17 protein-coding genes and 1 pseudogene are annotated in these 22242 nt (G+C 70.9%); 13 read left to right on the top strand and 5 right to left on the bottom strand.

Annotated elements, in window-relative coordinates; all coding sequences use genetic code 11:
* Nucleotides 1-30: 30 nt before the first annotated feature.
* Both ACFVT5_RS36815 and ACFVT5_RS36810 read right to left on the bottom strand, forming a co-directional pair.
* Nucleotides 31-378, bottom strand: coding sequence for a hypothetical protein (locus tag ACFVT5_RS36815; RefSeq protein ID WP_389897359.1), 348 nt, complete (start codon nt 376-378; stop codon nt 31-33).
* Between the two features lie 142 nt (nt 379-520).
* Nucleotides 521-1306, bottom strand: a complete 786-nt coding sequence (locus ACFVT5_RS36810) for a hypothetical protein (protein ID WP_389897356.1) — start codon at nt 1304-1306, stop codon at nt 521-523.
* A gap of 427 nt (nt 1307-1733) precedes the next feature.
* On the opposite strand from ACFVT5_RS36810, the gene ACFVT5_RS36805 reads away from it, so the two are divergent.
* The 3 genes from ACFVT5_RS36805 (at nt 1734) to ACFVT5_RS36795 (ending at nt 5017) form a co-directional block, all read left to right on the top strand.
* Nucleotides 1734-3008: a glycosyltransferase family 4 protein gene (locus tag ACFVT5_RS36805; RefSeq protein WP_389897353.1), complete on the top strand. Its 1275-nt coding sequence runs from the start codon at nt 1734-1736 to the stop codon at nt 3006-3008.
* Nucleotides 3005-3907 carry a hypothetical protein gene (locus tag ACFVT5_RS36800; RefSeq protein WP_389897350.1) on the top strand — a complete coding sequence of 301 codons (903 nt, stop codon included), beginning with the start codon at nt 3005-3007 and terminating at the stop codon, nt 3905-3907. The genes ACFVT5_RS36805 and ACFVT5_RS36800 overlap by 4 nt, the downstream gene beginning before the upstream one ends.
* A 63-nt stretch (nt 3908-3970) precedes the next feature.
* Entirely contained in the window at nt 3971-5017 is a 1047-nt protein-coding gene (locus tag ACFVT5_RS36795) for a helix-turn-helix transcriptional regulator (RefSeq protein ID WP_389897348.1), read from the top strand.
* Here the strand turns inward: ACFVT5_RS36795 and ctaD are convergent.
* A pseudogene (gene ctaD, locus ACFVT5_RS36790) lies at nt 4902-6590 on the bottom strand (cytochrome c oxidase subunit I); the annotation flags it as partial. The gene ACFVT5_RS36795 and the pseudogene ctaD sit on opposite strands and share 116 nt — an antisense overlap.
* A 476-nt stretch (nt 6591-7066) precedes the next feature.
* Here ctaD and ACFVT5_RS36785 point away from each other — a divergent pair.
* Nucleotides 7067-7282, top strand: a complete 216-nt coding sequence (locus tag ACFVT5_RS36785) for an I78 family peptidase inhibitor (protein ID WP_389897345.1) — start codon at nt 7067-7069, stop codon at nt 7280-7282.
* A gap of 64 nt (nt 7283-7346) precedes the next feature.
* On the opposite strand, the gene ACFVT5_RS36780 is transcribed toward ACFVT5_RS36785, so the two are convergent.
* Complete coding sequence (locus ACFVT5_RS36780; protein WP_389897343.1) at nt 7347-8372, bottom strand: phosphatase PAP2 family protein; 1026 nt, start codon at nt 8370-8372, stop codon at nt 7347-7349.
* 530 nt (nt 8373-8902) lie between these two features.
* On the opposite strand from ACFVT5_RS36780, the gene ACFVT5_RS36775 reads away from it, so the two are divergent.
* Both ACFVT5_RS36775 and ACFVT5_RS36770 read left to right on the top strand, forming a co-directional pair.
* Nucleotides 8903-10612, top strand: coding sequence for an MFS transporter (locus ACFVT5_RS36775; protein WP_389897340.1), 1710 nt, complete (start codon nt 8903-8905; stop codon nt 10610-10612).
* Nucleotides 10613-10788: 176 nt separating this feature from the next.
* The gene (locus tag ACFVT5_RS36770; RefSeq protein ID WP_389897338.1) at nt 10789-11979 is read left to right on the top strand and encodes an acyl-CoA dehydrogenase family protein; all 1191 of its coding nucleotides are present in this window, start codon (nt 10789-10791) and stop codon (nt 11977-11979) included.
* A gap of 19 nt (nt 11980-11998) precedes the next feature.
* Here the strand turns inward: ACFVT5_RS36770 and ACFVT5_RS36765 are convergent, their stop codons facing one another.
* Nucleotides 11999-12442: a cell division protein SepF gene (locus ACFVT5_RS36765; RefSeq protein WP_389897337.1), complete on the bottom strand. Its 444-nt coding sequence runs from the start codon at nt 12440-12442 to the stop codon at nt 11999-12001.
* Between the two features lie 292 nt (nt 12443-12734).
* Here ACFVT5_RS36765 and ACFVT5_RS36760 point away from each other — a divergent pair, with 292 nt between their 5' ends.
* From ACFVT5_RS36760 to ACFVT5_RS36730, 7 genes are all read left to right on the top strand, one after another.
* Nucleotides 12735-13916: a DUF5685 family protein gene (locus ACFVT5_RS36760; RefSeq protein ID WP_389897335.1), complete on the top strand. Its 1182-nt coding sequence runs from the start codon at nt 12735-12737 to the stop codon at nt 13914-13916.
* Between the two features lie 595 nt (nt 13917-14511).
* Entirely contained in the window at nt 14512-16287 is a 1776-nt protein-coding gene (locus ACFVT5_RS36755; protein WP_389897333.1) for an FAD/NAD(P)-binding protein, read from the top strand.
* Between the two features lie 73 nt (nt 16288-16360).
* Nucleotides 16361-17518 (top strand): LLM class flavin-dependent oxidoreductase, encoded by a 1158-nt coding sequence (locus tag ACFVT5_RS36750; protein WP_389897330.1) that lies wholly within the window; start codon nt 16361-16363, stop codon nt 17516-17518.
* Between the two features lie 501 nt (nt 17519-18019).
* Nucleotides 18020-18919, top strand: coding sequence for a S1 family peptidase (locus tag ACFVT5_RS36745; protein WP_389897327.1), 900 nt, complete (start codon nt 18020-18022; stop codon nt 18917-18919).
* 98 nt (nt 18920-19017) lie between these two features.
* On the top strand, nt 19018-19659 hold the full coding sequence (locus ACFVT5_RS36740; RefSeq protein ID WP_389897325.1) for a hypothetical protein: 642 nt from the start codon (nt 19018-19020) through the stop codon (nt 19657-19659).
* A 114-nt stretch (nt 19660-19773) separates the two neighbouring features.
* Nucleotides 19774-20790, top strand: a complete 1017-nt coding sequence (locus tag ACFVT5_RS36735; protein ID WP_389897322.1) for a slipin family protein — start codon at nt 19774-19776, stop codon at nt 20788-20790.
* A 296-nt stretch (nt 20791-21086) separates the two neighbouring features.
* On the top strand, nt 21087-22169 hold the full coding sequence (locus tag ACFVT5_RS36730; RefSeq protein WP_389897320.1) for a S1 family peptidase: 1083 nt from the start codon (nt 21087-21089) through the stop codon (nt 22167-22169).
* Nucleotides 22170-22242 lie beyond the last annotated feature (73 nt).

The raw sequence follows: 22242 nt of genomic DNA, 5'->3' as shown, positions 1-22242 counted from the left end.
CCGTTCGGAGACGTCCCCGGCCGCCGGGCTTCAGGACTCGCGGCGGGGGGCGGGGGGCAGGGCCGCCGGGACCCAGGTTCCGGGGGTCGCGGCGTGCTGCCGCGCGGGCTGGCCGAGCCGGGGGTCGTGGTAGGCGATGCCGTGGTGCGTCGCGCCGTACTGGAGGGATCCGTACGACCCGGCGCCGATCGGCGGGAGGCCGTGCCGGAAGTCCTGGCGCGCGCCGTAGGGGCCCGTACTGAACGACGTGAACCCCAGATCCTCCTCGCCGGTCCGGTCGCCCGGCAGGGTCCGGAACAGCCTGCGGTACTCGGCGTACAGCGCGTCGTAGATCGGCGTGGTCCCGGAGTTGCCCGTCGGGTCCTGCGCGGGACGCATGGACGGGATGCTGCTCTGGTACGTCGGGCGGAGGATCGGCTCGTAAGTGTGCACGTATGTGCCAACGACCCGGGGGCCCGGCGGATGCGGCCACCGCGTGCGAATCAGCAGGTCGCGGTGGCCGCTGGGCCCGGGTCGAGGCTCAGGTGCCCGCGAGGGGCATCGCGCAGGCGACGAGCCGGCCGTTCGCCGCGGCCTTGTCGAGGGCGTCCCGCAACAGGTCCTCGCGGGGCTGGCGGCCGATCGAGCCGACCGGGGCCGCGAAGACCAGGACCTGCTGGAGCTTGTTCGCGGCGGCCCGCCAGCCCTCGGTGACCTGGAGCGGCTGGTGCGCCTGCCACCAGGCGACCGGCTGGCCGGTGCCGCCGGTGCCCGGCTGGAGTACGGCGTGCAGCTGGCCCATGGCGAGCAGGACCGACCAGCCGTGCAGGACCGACGGCACCCCGGTGACCCCGGGGACCGGCATGAAGCCCTGCTCGATGAGGAGGGGCAGGAACTCGTCGCCCTCGCCGTCGGTGCCGGGGCGCGCGATCGGCCCGGTGGGCTCCACGACGAGTGCGGGGTGCAGTTCGCCCTCGATGAGGATGAGACCGCTGGTGATACCGAGCACGGCCTGCTCGGGGGCGCCCGGAGCGGCGGACTGGTCGCCGCCGTCGCCGGTGATGGAGCGGACGGCTCCCTTGAGTTGCTCCTCACTGACCTGGACGACCTGCGAGGGCAGGCAGCCCGCGTGGGCGAAGGCGAGAACGGCGGTCTCTTCGCCGATGAACAGGACGGTGCTGGTGCGTTCCTGCTCCGAGTCGCCCGGGGTACGGCAGGAGGTGCAGTCGTAACTTCCCGGGGCGTTGTGTCCGGCGAGCAGCCGGTCGGCTTCTGCGTCGCCGATCTCGGCGCGGACGGCGTCGCTGACGTCGAGCATGCGCGGCACGGGTGGCTCCTCGGTCGAATTCGTGCGGCGCCGGGTGTCTCCCGGCTCGTGCCGGGCGGATCCCGGCGCTTGGGCCGGGTCTCCGGCTCATGCAGAGCACAACGGGGGATGCGCGGACGGAGTCACGCCCGGAAGCGAACGGAATCGAACCGCCCGACCCGGGGGGCGATGTGACGGGCGGTTGTGGTCACAAGGCGTCAACTGCGGTGGTGTTGGGTCGAATTCGCTCGTCCACATCGGTCCTACCTGCCCTGATGGGCAGGGTGGTGAAAGGGTTGCCTGACGCACGCTATCGATCGGGCAACCGTTGCGGCACAACATGGTGATGCCGTCCAACCGATCCGCGGGACGACTGGTCTAACCCTGTGAGGGCGGACGAGACGGACTGTTCGCACGCATCGCAGGATTACGTGGGATACGGGGACGCATGCACATCTCTTTCTTGATTCACAACGCATACGGAATCGGAGGGACCATCCGGACGACGTACAACCTGGCCGGCACACTCGCCGAGCAGCACGACGTCGAGATCGTCTCCGTGTTCCGGCATCGCGACGCCCCGGTGTTCGAACCGGCCCGCGGCGTCCGGCTGCGTCACCTGGTCGACCTGCGCCAGGACACACCGGGCTACGAGGGCGACGACCCGCGGATGCGGGCGCCGGCGACGGTCTTCCCGCGCGCGGAGGGCCGTTACGGGCAGTACAGCGCGCTGACCGACGAACGGGTCGCCGCGCATCTGGGGACCGTCGAGGCGGACGTCGTCGTCGGCACCCGGCCCGGTCTGAACGTCCAACTGGCCCGCCAGACCAGGCGAGGCCCTGTGCGCGTGGGGCAGGAACACCTCACGCTCGACAGTCACTCCGACGCCCTGCGGCGGGTGCTGCGCGGCGCCTACCCGCGCCTGGACGCCGTCACCACCACGACCGAGGCCGACGCGCACGCGTACCGCACGAAGATGCGGCTGCCGGGGGTCCGGATCGGGGGTGTGCCCAACCCGGTGCCCGCGCCCCGCGTCGAGCCCGCCGACGGCACCGGCAAGTGGGTCGTCGCGGCCGGCCGGCTCGCCCCCGTGAAGCGGTACGACCTGCTGATCAAGGCGTTCGACCAGGTCCGCGCCGAACGGCCCGACTGGCGGCTGCGGATCTACGGCAACGGCAAGCAGAAGGACAAACTGCGCGCCCTCATCGACCGGCTCGGCCTCTACAACCATGTGTTCCTGATGGGCCCGGCGCACCCCATCGAACCGGAGTGGGCCAAGGGTTCCATCGGCGCCGTGACCAGCAGCCTGGAGTCCTTCGGCATGACCATCGTCGAGGCGATGCGCTGCGGTCTGCCCGTGGTGTCCACGAACTGTCCGCACGGGCCCCGCGAGATCATCGACAACGGTGTCGACGGGCGTCTGGTCAAGGTCGGCGACGTCGACGCCATCGCCGGTGGATTACTCGAACTGATCAACGACGACGAACTGCGGCAGCGGATGGCCGCCGCCGCGCTGAAGGACTCGGAGCGCTTCGACCCCGCCCGGATCGCTGAGCGCCACGAAACGCTGTTCACCGATCTCGTCGCCCGAGGGGGCGGCAGCACCACGTTCGGGGGCCGGATGCGCGGCTCCCTGCACCGAGGCCGCGGCGCCCTGCTCGGCGGCGCCTACGCCGTCCGGGACGCCGGCCGTACCGCACTGAGGAAGGGACGCTCCGCATGACGACCCTGGTCCGCGCGGACCCGGCCGACCAGCCCGCCGAGCCCACCGGAGACGACACGGACACGACACCCCGCGCCGACTGTACGGCCGACTCCGCGGGCGGCCTGACCTTCGACGTCACCGACCACGGTGCGTCCGGCGCGGCCCATCTGGTGCTGCGCCGCAGACCCTCCGACTCCCGGTCCAGAGACAGCGGCAGCGCGGGTGAGGGTGACGGTGACGACGAGCTGCGGCTGCCGCTCAGCCCCGCCGCCGACGGCAGCCTGCGAGCCGCGCTGCCCAGCAGTGTCGAGCTGGCCGAGGGCCGCTGGGACGTGTACGCGCAACTGGCGGGCGAGAAGTCGCTGCGCCTGGCACCCGGCCTCAACGATCTGCGGTCCCTGGTCGACCGGGTGCCGAGCGGCGCCCGGGGCCATGTCGCGGTCCGCATCCCGTACGTCACCCAGCACGGCAACCTCACGGTCCGTAGCTGGTGGCGCGCGCCACACGCGGAGGCGGGAGAACTCCTCATCGACGGCACGGAGTTGACGGTGCACGGCCGGGTCTACGGCACCGGGCTCACCGACGACGCGTACGCCGAGCTGAGCGCACGGCGCGGGACGGCGCCCCCCGTGCGCGCCGCCGTGACCGCCGAGGAGACGGGGTTCACGCTCACCGTCGCGTACCCGGAGCTGGTGGAGGCGGGCGGCGGCCCCGGTGTGTGGGACCTGTGGCTGCGTCCGGCGGGCGACAGCGGTCCCCGGGTGCGGATCGCCCGCATCCTGGACGACGTGGCGGACAAGCAGCCGATCTTCACCTATCCGGTGAGCCGGATGGAGACGGAGCACGGGAAGGCCGAGGCCGGGCCGTACTACACCCTGGACAACGACCTGTCGGTACGGGTGGCCCTGCCGTCCTGAGCACGGATCGCGGACGCGGATCGCGGACCGTAACTGTCCGCGACCGCTGACAGACTCGGGTCCATGGTGGAGACATCGGCACGACTGCTGCGTCTGCTCTCGCTGTTGCAGGCGCACCGCGAATGGTCCGGCGCCGAGCTGGCCGACCGGCTCGGCGTCACGGCACGCACGGTCCGCCGCGACGTGGACCGGCTGCGCGACCTCGGCTACCCGGTCAACGCCAGCCCCGGCACCGGCGGCGGCTACCAGCTCGGCGTGGGTGCCCGGCTGCCGCCGCTGCTCCTGGACGACGACGAGGCCGTCGCCGTCGCCGTGGGGCTGCGTACGGCCGCGGGACAGGGCATCGACGGCATCGACGAGAGTTCCGTGCGCGCCCTCGCCAAGCTGGAACAGGTCCTTCCGCACCGGCTCCGGCACCGGGTCACCACCCTGACCTCGGTCACCGTGCCGATGCTGCGCGGCGCGGGCGACTCCCCGGTCGACCCCTCCGTACTCACCGAACTCGCGGGCGCCTGCCGGGACTCCGAGCGGTTGCGCTTCGCGTACCGCGACCATGAGGGCTCCTCGTCCCGGCGCGTCGTCGAACCGCACCGCCTGGTCTGCACCGAGCACCGCTGGTACCTGGTCGCCTGGGACCTGGACCGCGAGGACTGGCGCACCTTCCGCGTCGACCGCGTCACGCCCGCACCGCCGCACGGCCCCCACTTCACCCCCCGCACCCCACCCGCCGACGATCTCGCCGCCTATGTCTCCCGGGGGGTCTCCACGCGCGCGTACGCCGCCCAGGCCGTGCTGCGCCTGCTGGTGCCGTACGAGGAGGCCGCCGAGCGGGTCTCGCCCTCGGCCGGGACCCTTCAGGCCGAGGGGCCCGGGAGCTGTCTGCTGCGGACCGGGGCCGCGAGCCTCGATGTCATGGTGATCCATGTGGTGATGCTGGGTTTCGCGTTCGAGGTCCTGGAGCCGGCCGAGCTGAACGACACCGTCAGACGGACCCGGGATCTGCTGTCCCGGGCGCTGGAGCGGCACGGGGACGGGTCCGGACGGCCGTCGAGTGCTCCGGATGACGCAGGTCGAACGCGGGGGACTCCGAGCGGATCGGGGGCAGCGTGACGAAGTTGTGCCGGGGCGGCGGGCAGGCCGTCGCCCACTCCAGCGAACGCCCCCACCCCCACGGATCGTCGACCTGGACCTTCTCGCCGTAGCGCGCGGTCCGCCAGACGTTGTAGAGGAACGGCAGCGTCGACAGGCCGAGGAGGAACGCCCCGATGGTCGACACCGTGTTGAGCGCCGTGAACCCGTCGGCGGCGAGATAGTCCGCGTACCGCCGGGGCATGCCCTCCGCGCCCAGCCAGTGCTGCACCAGGAACGTGGTGTGGAAGCCGACGAAGAGCGTCCAGAAGTGGATCTTGCCGAGCCGTTCGTCGAGCATCCTGCCGGTGAACTTGGGCCACCAGAAGGAGAATCCGGCGAAGGTCGCGAAGACGACCGTGCCGAACACGACGTAGTGGAAGTGCGCCACGACGAAGTACGAGTCGGTGACGTGGAAGTCCATCGGCGGGGACGCCAGAATGACCCCGGTCAACCCGCCGAGCAGGAACGACACCAGGAAGCCCACCGCCCACAGCATCGGCGTCTCGAAGGACAGCGAGCCCTTGATCATGGTGCCGGTCCAGTTGAAGAACTTCACACCCGTGGGCACCGCGATCAGGAACGACATGAACGAGAAGAACGGCAGCAGCACCGCGCCCGTCGCGAACATGTGGTGCGCCCAGACGACGACCGACAGGCCCGTGATGGCCATGGTCGCGCCGATCAGCGTCAGATAGCCGAAGATCGGTTTCCGGCTGAACACCGGGATGACCTCCGAGACGATCCCGAAGAACGGCAGCGCGATGATGTAGACCTCGGGATGCCCGAAGAACCAGAACAGGTGCTGCCACAGCAGCGCGCCGCCGTTGGGCGCCTCGAACACCACCGAGCCGAACCGCCGGTCGGCCTCCAGGACCAGCAGCGTCGCGGCGAGCACCGGGAACGCGATCAGTACCAGGATCGAGGTGAACAGCACGTTCCAGGTGAAGATCGGCAGCCGGAACATCGTCATCCCGGGTGCGCGCATCGCGACGATCGTGGTCAGGAAGTTCACCGCGCCGAGGATCGTGCCGAACCCGGCGAGGGCGAGCCCCATGATCCACATATCGGCGCCGATGCCGGGCGAGCGCTCCGGGCTGTTCAGCGGGGCGTACGCGAACCAGCCGAAGTCGGCCGGCCCCTCGGGCACCGCCAGCGAGGACAGGACGATCAGACCGCCGAACAGGAACAGCCAGTACGCGAACATGTTCAGCCGGGGGAACGCCACATCGGGGGCGCCGATCTGGAGCGGCATGATCTCGTTGGCGAACCCGGCGAAGGTCGGCGTCGCGAAGAGCAGCAGCATGATCGTGCCGTGCAGCGTGAACGCCTGGTTGAACTGTTCGGGGCTGACCAACTGGAGTCCGGGGCGGGCGAGTTCGGCCCGCATCAGCAGAGCGAGGAGCCCGGCGATCAGGAAGAAGCAGAACGAGGTGATCAGATAGAGATGGCCGATCGTCTTGTGATCGGTCGTCGTGAGCCAGTCCACGACCAGCCGCCCGAACCGTCGCGGGCGTACCGGCTCCACCCTCGCCTCAGCCGTCTGCGTCCCCATCGCCCGCCCCTTCGCCGGTTGCGTTCCGGGCCTGTCATGAGCACCCGCCATGATGCTCGGGAGCGGAGCGGCCCGCCGGGGATGTCTTTGGGCTTCGTGTGGGGAAACCGTGAATTTCCTATGTGCCGTCAGCTTTTCGGGCGGCCCGCGAATTGTTGCCCGCCGGGCGTGTCGGCACTCTCCGGCGCCCCGTGAATTCGTCGCGCGTGTGATGTCTTCAGCGCGTGTTCCGAATTACTTGTGCAGGGTGATCGGAGAAGAACAGAAGAAGTCCGGAACCGCCCGTTCGTGTGACGGAGTTCGGCGAAAGAGCGTAGTGATCCTGTGACACAAGTGTGACCGCCGCTCTGCTTACCGGTGCCTGGTTCCGGCTTCCTTACGTCCCGCTTACGGGTTCCTCCCGCCCTTCCCGCCGGCCTTCCTTCGGGTTCCCTTCCGGCTTCCGTGGGCGGTCCCGGGCGCCTAACGTGGCGTTCATGGCACCTTTTTCCACCCCTTCCCCAGAGCCCCAGGACAACCCGGCGACCTATGTGGGCCTCAGCGCCGAGGCCGCCGAGCGGCGGGCCCGTGAGCGCGGCTGGACCACGGTCAGATCGCTGCCGCCGGGCGCGATCGTCACCATGGAGTACCGCGTGGGCCGACTGAACTTCGAGGTCGCGGACGGCACCGTACGCCGGTCCTGGAAGGGCTGAAACTCCGCGCGCGGGGCCGTGGCAGTGCGTACCGGGCGGCCCCGCCGTCGTGGTGGCCCGCCGGTCAGGGGCGGGCCGACGCCGTGCCGCGCTGGACGCGCTCCGGCTGCGGGGGCCGGCGGCTGCCGACCGGGGTGACGGGGGTCCGCTCCGTGCGCGTGGCGTGCGGTCCCGGCGCCAGAATCGAGGGATGCGCCGGTGCCCGTGCCGCGCGCACGGCGGCGGGCTCGCGTACCGGTGTCTCCGCGTCCGCCGGCTGGTCGACCGGCGCGCGCCGCGGGAACACCTCCCCGGGGACCCCGGGCACCCCGCCGAGCGACGGCGCACCCGCGCGCCGGGCACGCCAGGCGTCCCGCAGACCGAAGAGACGGTCCTCGACCTTGGCGATCAGCGGCTCGAACCAGGGCAGCGCCAGCAGGATCAGCAGGCCCGCGGCCCAGCCCAGCAGGATGTCGCTCAGCCAGTGGGTGCCGAGATAGACGGTGGTGAGGCCGACGCCGAGCGCGACCACGGCCGAGAGGGCCGACAGATAGCGGCGGGCCCGCGGGGTCGAGGCGAGATAGGCCAGAATTCCCCAGGTCACCACGGCGTTGGCGGTGTGGCCCGAGGGAAATATATCGCCGCCGCGCCACATCTCGTTCGAGCCGATCACGGTCGCGTAGTGCGGTCCGAGACGGCCCATGCCGAGCTTGGCGGCGCCGACGGTGACGTTGAGCAGGAGCAGTGACGTACCGAGCGTCAGCAGCGGGCGGAGCGTGTGCTGCCGCCAGGAGCGCCAGCCCAGCCAGGCCGCGATCATCACGGCGGTCGGGCCGCGCTGGCCCAGAACCACGTAGTAGTCGAGGAACGCGTGAATCTCCGGCCACTGCTGATAAGGCCGGAAGAACATGACCTGCCAGTCGAAGCGGACCAGCCATGACGTCGTCCAGACCGCGACGACAATCGTCAGATAGAAGGCCAGAGTCGCGCCCAGGAGGACGACTCTGTGCCGGCTCATCCTCGGGACATCGAGGTGGGCCGGTCGTTCCGGCTCACGGTCCAGCCGGGCGAAGACCCGGTCCAGACGGGTCAGGTTTGGTTCGGTACGCACGCAATCGACGTTACAGCGAGTGAGCTGCGGGCCAGGCCGAATCCGTCGCTTTGTGATGACGATGTGATGTGGCATTGCTCTCAAGAGTGGCTCTAATACCCCGGATTCAGTAATCCAGTGACGCGCGCCGGGTAATTCGGCTGATCGTTTCCGATGACTGCTTATTGCCCCGGTCGAATTCCGTTCACCAGAAGCTGGTGCGCAATTTCCCGGACGCTCACCAATGATCTTGCGGCGGACGGGAGTTGATCACGCCTCCGTCGCGCCCCGTTCATGTCCCTGACCGGTCCCGGGCGCCTACGCAGAGGCAGCGGACGGTGACGTAGGGCCGACCGGCGTGGCGCACGCCACACCGGACGGGACGCCCCGTGAGAGGTCCGCCACCCACCACGGTCGGGGCGTCGCGTACGCTGGCCGCTCACTCGCCTAACGCTGCCGGGCCCGGAAGCCGTCCCCACTTCCGCGCCGAAGCCGCGGGAAGCCCCTCCCGCAGGACCGTCGCGTGCGAGCGACCAGCCGGGAGGTACCGCATGCCAGGGACGCCCACGGCCGCAGCGCGCCGACATCCGAGCGCCCCCCTCGCCGGACTCCTCGGCAAGTACCTGCCCGGCCGTTTCGGCACCGGCGCCGAACCCAGCCGCTGGCTCGTCCTCGTCGTCCTCTGCGTCAGCCTGCTGCTCGTCGCCGTCGACGCGACCGTGCTGCACGTCGCCGTCCCCGCCGTCACCGAGGACCTGCGGCCCAGCGGGATGGAACTCCTCTGGATCGTCGACGTCTACCCGCTGGTCTGCGCCTCGCTGCTGATCCTCTTCGGCACCCTCGGCGACCGCGTCGGCCGCCGCCGCGTCCTGCTCATCGGCTACGCCCTCTTCGGCGTCGCGTCCGCCGTGGCCGCCCTCGCCGACAACGCCCAGGTCCTGATCGCCGCCCGCGCCCTGCTCGGCGTCGGCGGCGCGATGATCATGCCCGCGACGCTGTCGATCCTGCGCCAGGTCTTCCCCGACCGGCGCGAACGCGCCCTCGCCATCGGCCTGTGGAGCGCCGTCGCCGCGGTCGGCGCGGCAGCGGGGCCACTGCTCGGCGGGTTCCTCCTGGAGCACTTCTGGTGGGGCTCCGTCTTCCTCGTCAACATCCCGCTGATGCTCGTCAGCCTCCCGGTCGGACGGCTGCTGCTGCCCGAGTCGACGGGGGACCGCGACGGCCCCTGGGACGTCGTCGGCGCGCTGATGGCCGCCGCCGGGCTCTTCGGCCTGGTCCTCGGCGTCAAACGGCTCGGCGGCGGCGAGACCGTCCTCGGCCCCCTGACCCTGCTGCCACTGTTCGGCGGCGCGGCCCTGCTGATCGCCTTCGTCCGCCGGCAGCGCGGACGCGCACGTCCACTCGTCGATCTGAAGATGTTCGCCCGGCCCGCGTTCAGCACCTCGGTCGGCTGCATCGTCCTCGCCATGCTCGCGCTGGTCGGCCTGGAGCTGATCGCCGCGCAGTACCTGCAACTGGTCCTCGGCCTCACCCCGCTGGAGACCGGCCTGCGGCTGCTGCCGCTCACCGTCGCCGCGATGGCCGCCGGGCTGCTCGGGGCGCGGATGCTGCAACGCTTCGGCCCGCGCACCATGGTCTCCCTCGGCTTCGTCCTCACCGCGATCGCCGTCCTGATGCTCACGCCGATGGGCGGCAGCGACAACACCGGGCTGCTCCTCGGGGGCTTCCTGCTTCTCGGCTTCGGCCTGGAGACCACCCTCTTCGGCGCGTACGAGTCGATGCTCAGCGAGGCCCCGCAGGACCAGGCGGGCGGCGCCGCCGCGATCGGCGAGACCTCCTACCAACTCGGCGCCGGTATCGGGATCGCCCTGCTCGGCAGCGTGATGAACGCCGCGTACACGCCCGGCGTCGCGTCCGTGCCCGGGGTCTCCCCGGGGGCGCGGGCGGCGGCCGGGCACTCGCTCGGTGAGGCGTACGAGGTGTCCGACCGGCTCGGGGGGCCGACCGGGGCGGCGCTCCGGCACGCGGCGCGCACGTCGTTCGTGCACGGGCTGCATGTGACCCTGCTCGTCAGTGCCGGGTTGCTGCTGCTCGGGGCTCTCGCCGCGCTGCGGCTGCCCCGGGTGATGGACTGCGCGGCGACCGACGCGGCCGACGCGAACCGTGGCTCGGGTGCCAAGGGCGCCAAGGGTGCCGAGGTGCCGCTGCCGCGAGGGGCTGCGGAGGCGCGAACCTCGGCCGTGGCCTCGCGGCCAGCTTGACCGGGGTTCGCTGCGCGGGGGCGGGGGGCGGTTTGGCACCGCCGGGCCAGGTCGTGGTGGTTGAGCGTCGTTGCGGCGGGGAGAAACAGGGGCCGGTTGTCGCGAGGGTGGGGGAATGTCGCTACCGTCGGGGTGCAAGCGTTGACTATCGCTGCTAGTTAAAGCTGGAGGCATCCGTGTCCGCGCCCCGTAAGTTGCCGTCCTTCGACGGTGCCGATCTGCTCGGGATCGATGATCTGCTCTCCGCCGAGGACCTCGCCGTGCGGGCCACCGTGCGGGACTGGGGCGCCGATCGTGTGCTGCCGTACATCGCCGAGTGGTACGAGTCGGGGGAACTGCCCGTCGTACGGGAGCTGGCGCGGGAGTTGGGTGCTCTCGGTGCGCTCGGGATGCCGCTCACCGGCTACGGCTGCGCGGGCGCCAGCGCGGTCCAGTACGGGCTCGCCTGTCTGGAGCTGGAGGCCGCCGACTCCGGTATCCGTTCGCTTGTCTCGGTCCAGGGTTCGCTCGCCATGTATGCCATCCATCGCTTCGGCTCCGAGGAACAGAAGGAGTGGTGGCTGCCGGGGATGGCCGCCGGCGAGATCATCGGCTGCTTCGGTCTTACCGAGCCCGACCACGGCTCCGATCCGGCGTCGATGCGTACGTACGCCAAGCGGGACGGCGGCGACTGGGTGCTGACCGGGCGCAAGATGTGGATCACCAACGGGTCCGTGGCCGGGATCGCCGTGGTGTGGGCGCAGACCGACGACGGGATCCGCGGCTTCCTGGTGCCCACCGACAGCGCGGGGTTCTCGGCGCCGGAGATCAAGCACAAGTGGTCACTGCGGGCGAGTGTCACCAGCGAACTCGTCCTGGACGAGGTGCGGCTGCCCGCCGATGCCGTGCTGCCGGAGGTGACCGGGCTGCGCGGGCCGCTGAGCTGTCTGTCGCACGCGCGCTACGGCATCGTCTGGGGCGCGATGGGCGCGGCCCGCGCCAGCTTCGACGCGGCCGTCACCTACGCGCGCACCAGGGAGCAGTTCGGTCGGCCCATCGGCGGCTTCCAGCTCACCCAGGCCAAGCTCGCCGACATGGCGGTCGAGCTGCACAAGGGAATCCTGCTCGCCCACCATCTCGGCCGCCGGATGGACGCGGGACGGCTCAGGCCCGAGCAGATCAGCTTCGGCAAGCTCAACAACGTCCGCGAGGCGATCGAGATCTGCCGCACCGCACGGACGATCCTGGGCGCCAACGGGATCTCACTGGAGTACCCCGTGATGCGGCATGCGACGAATCTCGAATCGGTGCTGACCTACGAGGGCACCGTCGAGATGCATCAGCTGGTGCTGGGCAAGGCGCTCACCGGTCTCGACGCCTTCCGGTGACGCCGGTGAGCGGCCTTGCTCAGCTCTGGTTGAAGAAACCGTCGGCGGGACGGCTCGCGGCCTCACCGCTGACGATCTCCGTGTGAGCGGGTGTCAGCAGGAAGACACGGGTGGCCACGCGCTCGATCGAGCCGCGCAGACCGAAGGTCAGGCCGGCCGCGAAGTCGACGACGCGCTTGGCGTCGGCGGCATCCATGGCCGTGAGGTTCACGATGACGGGAACACCGTCACGGAAGAGTTCACCGATCCCGCGGGCGTCCCGGAAGCTGTCCGGCGTGATCGTGCCGATCCGTCGGCCGGTCTCCACGGCGGACTCCGCCGCCACCTTCACGCGCGGGTCGGTCACCCAGGCTTCACCGGGGTTCTCGGCAGCGTCGTCTTCGTAACCGTCGTAGTAACGCTCGTCATCGTTGTTGTCGTCGACGAGGCCAAGCCAGGCACTCGCCTTGCGCACCGATCCCATGGACGCCTCCTCTCACAGCGGTCTTTTTGCTGGTTCCGCATCCCTATCGTCGTCCATGATGCTGATGACGCGCCAAGGGGATAGCCGCCGCGCGGGGTTTTCGTGACGGTACTGGTGCAGAGCAAAAGTGTTGAGGCTCCTTGTCTCCCAAGGGTCGTACCGGGCAACGCTGCTGACTGAGAGTGAAATATGATTTGTGGCGGCGTTCGGGTGACGACCGGGGCGTCAGGGTGAACGACGGGGTGGTCAGCATGCCCCGCACAACGGCTTTCGACGCACGGGGGACGTGGTCATGTTCGGAATCGTCAGGCCCTGTCGGCACCGGCTCGGCGAGCGGTTGGGCGCGGAATGGCTCGCCCACCTGTGCGGCCTGTGTCTCGCGCTGCGCGGCGACCACGGCCAGTTCGCGCGGCTCGTCACGAACTACGACGGGCTGCTCGTCTCGGTTCTGACGGAGGCTCAGGCGGATCGGGACGGCGCGGGACGGCGCACCGCGGGGCCCTGTCCGCTGCGCGGCATGCGCGGCGCTTCGGTCGCGCAGGGTGAGGGAGCGCGGCTCGCGGCGGCCGTCTCGCTCGTTCTGGCGTCGGCGAAGATGCGCGATCACATGCTGGACGGAGACGGGCTGTTGGCGCGCCGCCCGGTCGCGGTCGCGGCGCGCCGGGTGGCCGCGGCATGGGACAAAGCGGGCCACCGGACCGGCGCCGCCGTCGGATTCGACACCGCCGTGCTCGTCCACGCCGTCGACCGGCAGTCGGGGATCGAGACCCTCGCGGAGCCCGGCACACCCCTGTTGACGGTCACCGAGCCCACCGAGACGGCCACCGCCGCGGCCTTCGCGCACACCGCCGTGCTGGCCGGCCGACCGGGCAACCGTGGACCGCTCGCCGAGGCCGGACGGCTCTTCGGACGGCTCGCGCATCTCCTGGACGCCGTCGAGGACCAGGCCGCCGACGCCGCGTCGGGCGCCTGGAACCCGCTCACCGCCACCGGCACCGACCGCGTCGAGGCCCGTCGCCTCGCCGACGACGCGCTGCACGGGATACGGCTCGCGCTGCGCGACGCCGAGTTCACCGACGGGCGGCTCGCGCATGTCCTGCTCGCCCACGAGCTGCGCACCTCCGTGGACCGCGCCTTCGGTACGAGCACCTGCTCGCACCGGGCGCCCGAGGCGTACGGCCCGGCGCCCGGCGGACCGTACGCGCCCGGCGGTCCCACCGGTCCGCCGCCCTTCCCGCCCGAGCCGCCGCGCCGCGACCGGCGGGGACTGCTCGCGGGCTGCCTGGTGTGGGCGGGCCTCGCCTGTACGTGCCAGATGTGCTGCGGCACGTTCGAGGATCCGTGGAGCCGGGAGCGCAGGGAGGGGCTGTGCGGGCAGTGCGATTGCAGTGGGTGCGACGGTTGCTGCGACTGCTGTTCCTGCTGCGACGGGTGCGATGGATGTGACGGCTGCGACTGCGGGTGCAGTTGCTGACCCACCGTCAAGGTGCCTACGCCCAGCGGGAGTAGTGGGGGTTCAGGGGGTTGGTGCGGGGGGCTCAGAGGGGAGGGGAAAGCGGGGGTACGTGTGAAGGCTTGGGGAGAGAATCGGCGTCCGGAGAATGCGCGGCGCCCGGGGAATGCACGGCGAATCCCGTCACGGTCACGACGGGTTCGGGCAGTGCGGTGGGGTCAGTTCAACAGGACGCCGACCACACTCGACCGAAGTCGATGTGGGAGCGCCTGACCAGCCACTGCTGCGGATGCATGGGCCAAGTGGAACAGGCATCCCGTTCGGCGTCAACTGCCGTGAGACGCATCGCCCACAGTGTGGACAACCTTGACAGCGGGCGCGAAGGCCCCCTTAGTCTCACGTCACGGACCCGCTGCTGAGGGGCTCGGATCCGTGTTCGACGTGTGAAGGCAAGACCGTGCCGTTTCCCGTGCCCACGGAGCCTTCGCATGTCCTTGCAGCCACTCGCCTCTTGGCGTCCACTCACGTCTTGGCGTCCACCCGTCACGCGGCACCCGCTCACCGGGAGACCGTCCGGTGACGCGACCCCCGTATCCCGGTGCTCGGGGCGTGTCCGATGAGGCCCGTGCTGGTGATCGTGGGTGCCGGGCCGCGGGGGACCGGACTCCTGGAGCGGATCGCGGCCAACGCGCCCGCGCTGTACGCCGGTTCGGGCCTCGACATCCATCTGGTCGACCCGCACCCGCCCGGCGGCGGCCGGATCTGGCGGCAGGACCAGTCGCCGCTGCTGTGGATGAACTCCATGGCCGAGGACGTCACCATGTTCACCGACGACACCGTGCGGCTCGAAGGACCCGTCCGGCCGGGACCGACCCTGCACGAGTGGGCGGGCCTCGACGGGCAGACCTTCCCCGACCGGCGGCTCGGCGGCTCCTATCTGCGCTGGGTGTACGAGCGCGCGGTGGCCGCGCTGCCGCCCGGCGTCACCGTCCACCACCACGCCCGGCGCGCCCTCCGGGTCAGCGGACCCCGCGCGGGCCGTCAGCGGGTCTGGCTCGAAGGGCGCCCCGCACCGCTCCTCGCCGACCTCGTCGTCCTCGCCCTCGGCCATCTCGACGCCGAACCCGACACGGAACAGCGCCGGCTGACCGCGTACGCCGATCGGCACGGGCTCGTCCATCAGCCGCCCGGCTTCACCGCCGACACCGACCTGTCCTCGCTCGCCCCCGGGCAACCCGTTCTCGTCCGCGGCTTCGGCCTCGCCTTCGTCGACCTGATGGTTCTGCTCACCGAAGGCCGCGGCGGACACTACGAACAGGGACCAGGCGGCGCGCTGACCTACCACCCGTCCGGCCATGAACCCGTACTGCACGTCGGCTCGCGGCGCGGTGTGCCCTACCGCTCCAAGATCGGCTACGGCTTGGACGGTGAACGGCCGCCGCTGCCCCGGTTCTTCGGGCCCGCGGAGGTCGACGCGCTGCTCGCCCGGGACGGCGGCGTCGACTTCCGAAAGGACATCTGGCCACTCGTCGACAAAGAACTGGGCTTCGCGCACTACCACCGCCTCTTCGCCGCTCACCCCGAACGCACCACGGCCGCCTGGACCGAGTTCGAGGCGCGATACGCCGCCGCCCCACCCCTCGGCGCCGAACTCCGCGCCCTGGTCGCGTTCGCCGTTCCCGACCCCGCCGACCGGCTCGACCTCGCCGCGCTCGACCGGCCGCTCGACGGCATACGGTTCGCGCACCACGACGCGCTCCAGGACGGGCTGCGCGCCCATATCGCCCGGGACCTGACGCGCCGTCACGATCCCGCGTACAGCCCGGACCTGGGCGTCTTCCTCGGCCTGCTCTCCGTGTACGGGCAACTCGTCCGGCTCGGCGACATCGGCCCCTGGTGGCACGGTTTCTTCAGCTACCTCGCGTCCGGGCCGCCCGGACCCCGGCTGCGTCAACTCCTCGCCCTCTCCCGGGCGGGCGTCGTCCGCTTCCTCGGCGCCGATGTGACCGTCAGCGCCGAAGACGGCGTGTTCCGGGCCGCCGGGCCGTCCGTGCCCGGCGCCCAAGTCGAGGCCCGCGCGCTGGTCGAGGCACGGCTGCCGCACCCCACCGTCGAACACACCGGCGACCCGCTGCTGCGGGAGCTGTACGCCGAAGGGGCCGCCGCGACCCCCGAGGGACTGCTCGCCGTCGACCCCGGGGACGGCCGCGTCCTGGACCACACCGGGGCGCCGCATCCCCGCCGGTTCGCGCTCGGCCCGCACACCGACGCGCGCGGCTCGGGCGCCTTCACCCGGCCCCGTACCAACGGTCCCGCCTTCCGGCAGAACGACGCCACCGCGCGCGCGGTGCTCGCCTTTCTGCGCGACGTGTCCTGTCGCGCCGCCGCCTGACCGACGGCACACGCCGGCCCCCTTCCGATGCGGCCGGAGGACACCCGCCTTCCCCGCAGAGAGGTTTGTCGATATGAACGCATGCCGGCCCCGGGGGCTGGTGCACATCGCCGCCGGGGTGGACCTCGGCGGGGTGTACGACGCCGGTCCCTATGTCGATTTGACGCGGCTCGCCGAGCGGGGGGCGCTGGACTTCGTGACGCTCGGCGACTCCCTCGGCCGACCGGGGCCCGACGCGCTCGCCGTGCTGTCCCGGGCCGCCCCGGCGACCGCGCGGATCGGACTCGTACCGACCGTGACCACCACCCACGCCGATCCGCTCCATGTGCGGGCCGCCGTCGCCACCCTCGACCGGGTGAGCCGGGGCCGCGCGGGCTGGCGTATCGATGTGTCGACCGGTACGGGCGACGCCCGGCTGCTCGGGCACGGGTCCGCCGTACCGCTGGACCGGCTGTGGCGCGATGCCGGTGAAGTCGCCGACGCCTGCGCCCGGTTGTGGGACGGCGGGGATGGCAGGGACGGTGGGGACGGTGGAGGTGGCGGGGAGGATGCAGCCGGGATGCGCGATACGGCGACAGGTCGCTTCGTCGCTCCTGGCGAACCTCGCCTTGTCGACTTCGACGGCGGCGACTTCGACGGCGGCGACTTCGACGGTGACGTCTTCGCGGGTGACGCCTTCTCCGTGCCGGGCCCTTCGATCGTGCCCCGGCGCCCGCAGGGTCACCCGGTCACGGTGGTCGACGCCACCGACCCGCACGCCCGGGACACCGCAGCCCGGTACGCGGACGTGGCGCTGGTCGCCGCCCCGGGCCCGGACCGTGCCGCCGCCGTACGCGCCGAACTGCGCGCGGCGGCCGGCGCGTACGGGCGGGACCCCGACACGCTGCGGGTCTTCGCCGCCCTCGCCGTCGACCTCGGCGGCGGCGAGTACGCGGCCGAACCGGGCCACGGCGGTGGGGGACCGCGGCCGAGCCCGCGCGGGCCGCTCTACCGGGGCGGTCCCGTCGATCTCGCCGAACTGATCGCCGCCTGGCACGAGACCGGCGCCGCCGACGGCTTCCACCTCACGCCCGTCGAGCCGCGCCGGGACCTGGAACGGCTGGTCAACGGCACCGTGCCGCTGCTCCAGCACCGCGCCCTGTTCCGCTCGTTCTATCCGGGCGACACGCTCCGGGAACACCTGGGACTCGCGCGGCCCGCCCCCCGCTACACCCCGACGAGGGGTCACTGACGACCGTTGAACACCACCACCCTCCGGTCCGGTCCCCGGTCCCGTCCCATGTTCCGGACTGTCTAATTCCGGCCAAGCGCGGCCGGGGGGATGCCCTGTGGCGGTGGCCGGGTCCGTGGCGAGTGGGGGCGCGGGCGGCGTCTGTGTCCTTCGCGGGAGCCCTGGTCGGGGGCGGACCGTGCCACGTAAGCGGGGTAAACGGAACGTCAACCGGCCCGCTTTCGGAACCTCTTGGGCCGTCCGTGCGTCTTAGCCCCCCAGTGACGAGACAAGCCCCGGTGGTCCACGCAAAAGCGCAGGAAACCCCCCGGGGCTGCTCGGTGTACACGCGTAGACGGCCGAAAGGCGCCCTTGTGCCCGGTACCCGCGTCCCCGAATACTCCCGAGCAGCGCTTGTCAGGGACACGGCGTACCGGAATCCGGTGACACCAACTCCTGACTGCGCCTCACGGGCCCCGACCCCACGCGGGCCCCCGACTTCCCCATAGGAGGGAACGAGCAGTGAGGATCAAGCGCACCACCCCCCGCAACGGCATGTCGAGGCGGAACCGGCTGATCGCCGTCACCACCGGACTCGTGGCCGCCGCCGCGTTCGCCGTACCCTCGGCCAACGCGGAGACCGCGCGCACCTACGACGCCGTGACGCTCGCCAAGGCGAGCAACTCGGTGCTCGACTCGGATGTGGCGGGCACCGCCTGGACCGTCGACCCGGCCACGAACAGAGTCGTCGTCACCGCGGACAGCACTGTCTCGCAGGCGGAGATCAACAAGATCAAGAAGGCGGCCGGCAACAGTGCCGAAGCCATCACGATCAAGCACGTCAAGGGCGCCTTCAAACCGCTGATCTCCGGCGGTGACGCGATCTACGCGAGTAGCTGGCGTTGTTCGCTGGGCTTCAACGCCCACAGCGGCAGCACCTACTACTTCGTGACGGCCGGTCACTGCACCAACGGCGCGGGCACCTGGTGGTCGAACTCGGCGCACACCACCACCCTCGGCACCACGGCCGGATCCAGCTTCCCCACCAACGACTACGGTCTGGTGCGCTACACCAACACCGGGGTGAGCCACCCGAGCACGGTGGGCAGCCAGACCATCACGAGCGCGGCCACGCCGTCCGTGGGCACCACGGTCTACCGCCGCGGTTCCACCACCGGCACCCACAGCGGCCGGGTCACCGCCCTCAACGCCACCGTCAACTACGGCGGCGGCGACATCGTCTACGGCATGATCCAGACCACGGTCTGCGCCGAGCCCGGTGACTCCGGCGGTTCGCTCTACGCCGGCACCACGGCGTACGGTCTGACCTCCGGCGGCAGCGGCAACTGCACCTCCGGCGGCACGACCTTCTTCCAGCCGGTCACCGAGGCGCTGAACGCCTACGGCCTGACCATCGGCTGACCCTCGGCACCACCACCGCGAGCCCCCGCCCGGGTCAACCGGGCGGGGGTTCGTCATGCGTCCTGGGCAGATTCCGACGGAGACCCGAGGGGGGCCACATGGAGAACGACGCCCAACGCAGGGTGCGCCGCAGCCCGTTGCTGTTCACCGCACCGCTGGTTCTGCTTGTCGTGCTGACGCTGATACTGGTGTGGGAGACCGTCCGGTCCAATGTCACCGGCGACCTCGCGGACCACTGGCCCTGGCGGTTGCGGCTGATGGACATGGGCCCGCTGGGCAGCCTGATCGCGGTGGCCGCGGCGGCGGTCCTGGCCCGCGCGCAGTACGCGCGGACCGTACGACCCGCACTGGGCTGGCGGGCCTCCTGGGCGCTCGGTCCGCTCACCCCGCACAGCGCCGCCTGGACGGTGGGCATCCTCAACGGCGGGCAGCAGCACGCCGTGATCGAGCGGGTGGACTATCAGCTGGTCCTCGCGGGCGGTGACATCGGACCGTGGTACGAACATGCCCGGACGCTGGGGGAGTTGCGCGCGGTGGGCCTGGAGTTCGGCACCGACTTCCTCCTTGAGCTGTACGCCCCCGGATTCCCGCTCGCCGGCGGCAGCGGCAGCGTGCAGACCGGGCTGTTCACGCGCCGGTTCGTCGAGCGGGTCGACGCGCTGCGGATGCGGGTGCGTGTGGTGGACTCGGTGGGCGACAGTCATGAGCGCGTGATGGACCTCATGCGCGGGGCGAAGTAGGGCATTCCGGGCTCCCGTTGTTTCGGTTGTGACCGGTCCCTCCCTCTTCGGGTGGTACGGAGTTACCTTCGATGTACACGCCTGAAGCGTCGACTTGGGACCCTGGGGGCCGTCATGGTCGAGGAGTTGGTGACGGCGGGAATCGCCGTCCTGTCCGCCGGAACCGTTTACGCGATGTCGGCGGCCCATGTCGTCAAACAGTACGAGCGCGGGGTCGTCTTCCGGCTCGGCCGGCTCAAGTCCCAGGTGCGCGGCCCGGGGTTCACCATGGTCGTCCCTTTTGTCGACCGGCTGCGTAAGGTCAACATGCAGATCGTGACGATGCCGGTGCCCGCGCAGGAGGGCATCACGCGGGACAACGTGACGGTACGGGTCGACGCCGTCGTGTACTTCAAGGTGGTCGACGCGGCCGAGGCGATCGTACGGGTCGAGGACTACCGTTTCGCGGTCTCGCAGATGGCGCAGACCTCGCTGCGGTCGATCATCGGCAAGAGCGACCTGGACGATCTGCTGTCCAATCGGGAAAAGCTCAACCAGGGGCTGGAGTTGATGATCGACAGTCCGGCCATCGGCTGGGGTGTCCAGATCGACCGTGTCGAGATCAAGGACGTGTCCCTGCCGGAGACGATGAAGCGGTCGATGGCCCGGCAGGCCGAGGCCGACCGTGAGCGCCGGGCCCGGGTCATCAACGCCGACGCCGAACTCCAGGCGTCCAAGAAACTCGCCGAGGCCGCCGCCCAGATGTCCGAACAGCCCGCGGCACTCCAACTCCGGCTCCTCCAGACCGTCGTCGCGGTCGCCGCCGAGAAGAACTCGACACTGGTGCTGCCCTTCCCGGTCGAACTGCTGCGGTTCCTTGAGCGGGCGGCGCCGGCGGGTCCCCCTCAGGCGGTGGCGCCGGTGGCGCCGGTAGCTCCGGTGGCGGAGGCGCGTGGGGAGGGCGCACGGGAGGAGTCCGCGCCGTCGTCCCAGGAGACCGTCGAGACCCTGGCCCGTGCGGTCATGGAAGTCCTTGCCCGAGGAGCCGGTGGAGCCACGGAGGCCCGGGGGATCGAGGCGGGCGCGGCGGGCGACGTGGGCGAGGTGGCCTCCGAATCCGGTCCCGTAGAGGCGAAAACAAGACAGGACTAGTCCTCACAGACCGCCGACGAGCCGATTGCGGGCGGTGTTTGCAACGGGAACCGGTGGGGCGTGACCGGGGGCGCCCGTGGTGCGGGGAGCGCACGTCCGCGTTCGCGGGCGCGTCCTGAAGTCGACCTTGTGTGCTACCGGCCGGTATCGGAATAGTGGGCGCCGTCCACGGGTGTGGACGCCGATTTCGACTTTCTCGTAAGCATTATGACGGTCTGTCGGGTCCGTGCCCTACGCCTTCTGGTCCCGGTGACCCCCACACGAACCGGGACCGGCCCCCCACAGGAGGACGTGAATTGAAGCACCGACGTATACCCAGACGGCGGGCAGCCCTGGCAGGTGCGGGTATCGCCGCACTGGTCGCCGCGGGCGTCACCTTCCAGACTGCGAACGCGAGCACCGAGACCCCCGCGCCCACCCCCGAGATCCTCTCGGTGATGAAGGCCGGAAAGCTCGCATCGACCCTCGTCAAGGACCTCGGTACGGACGCCGCCGGCTCGTACTACGACGCCCAGGCCAAGAACCTGGTCGTCAACGTCCTCGACGAGACGTCCGCGAAGGCGGTCGAGGCGGTCGGCGCGCGGGCCAGGATCGTCGAGAACTCCCTCGCCGAACTGAAGAGCGCCCGCACCACGCTCAAGGACGAGGCGACCATCCCGGGTACCTCCTGGGCGGTCGACCCGGCCACCAACAAGGTCGTCGTCACGGCGGACCGTACGGTCAAGGACGCTCAGCTGAAGAAGCTGACGAGTGTCGTCAAGGACCTCGGCGGCACCGCCGAACTCAAGCGCAGCAAGGGGGAGTTCCAGCCCTACATCGCGGGCGGTGACGCCATCACCGGTGGCGGCGGGCGCTGCTCGCTCGGCTTCAACGTGGTCAAGGACGGTCAGCCGTTCTTCCTCACGGCCGGGCACTGCACCGAGTCGATCTCGACCTGGTCGGACTCCTCGGGGCAGCAGATCGGGCAGAACGCCGGCTCCAGCTTCCCGGACAACGACTACGGGATCGTCCAGTACACCGCGGACGTGGCGCACCCGAGCGAGGTCAACCTCTACAACGGCAGCACGCAGCAGATCACCCAGGCCGGCGACGCCACCGTCGGTATGCGGGTGACGCGCAGCGGCTCCACCACGCAGGTGCACGACGGGTCGGTCACCGGCCTGGACGCCACCGTCAACTACGGCAACGGCGACATCGTCAACGGGCTCATCCAGACCGATGTGTGCGCCGAGCCCGGCGACAGCGGTGGCTCGCTGTTCTCGGGCAGCACCGCGATTGGACTCACGTCCGGCGGCAGCGGTGACTGTACGTCGGGTGGGGAGACGTTCTTCCAGCCGGTACCGGAAGCGCTGGCCGCTTATGGAGCGGAGATCGGCTGACGGTTTGACCGGTTTCAACGGAAGGCCCGCCCCACGCTTCGCGCGGGGGGCGGGCCTTCCGCCGTCCGCTGCG

Origin of the sequence: Streptomyces sp. NPDC058001 (assembly GCF_042886315.1) — a bacterium.
GTDB lineage: Bacteria > Actinomycetota > Actinomycetes > Streptomycetales > Streptomycetaceae > Streptomyces.
Note: the sequence above shows the minus strand (reverse complement) of the source record. Positions and strands in the feature narration are given on the sequence as shown.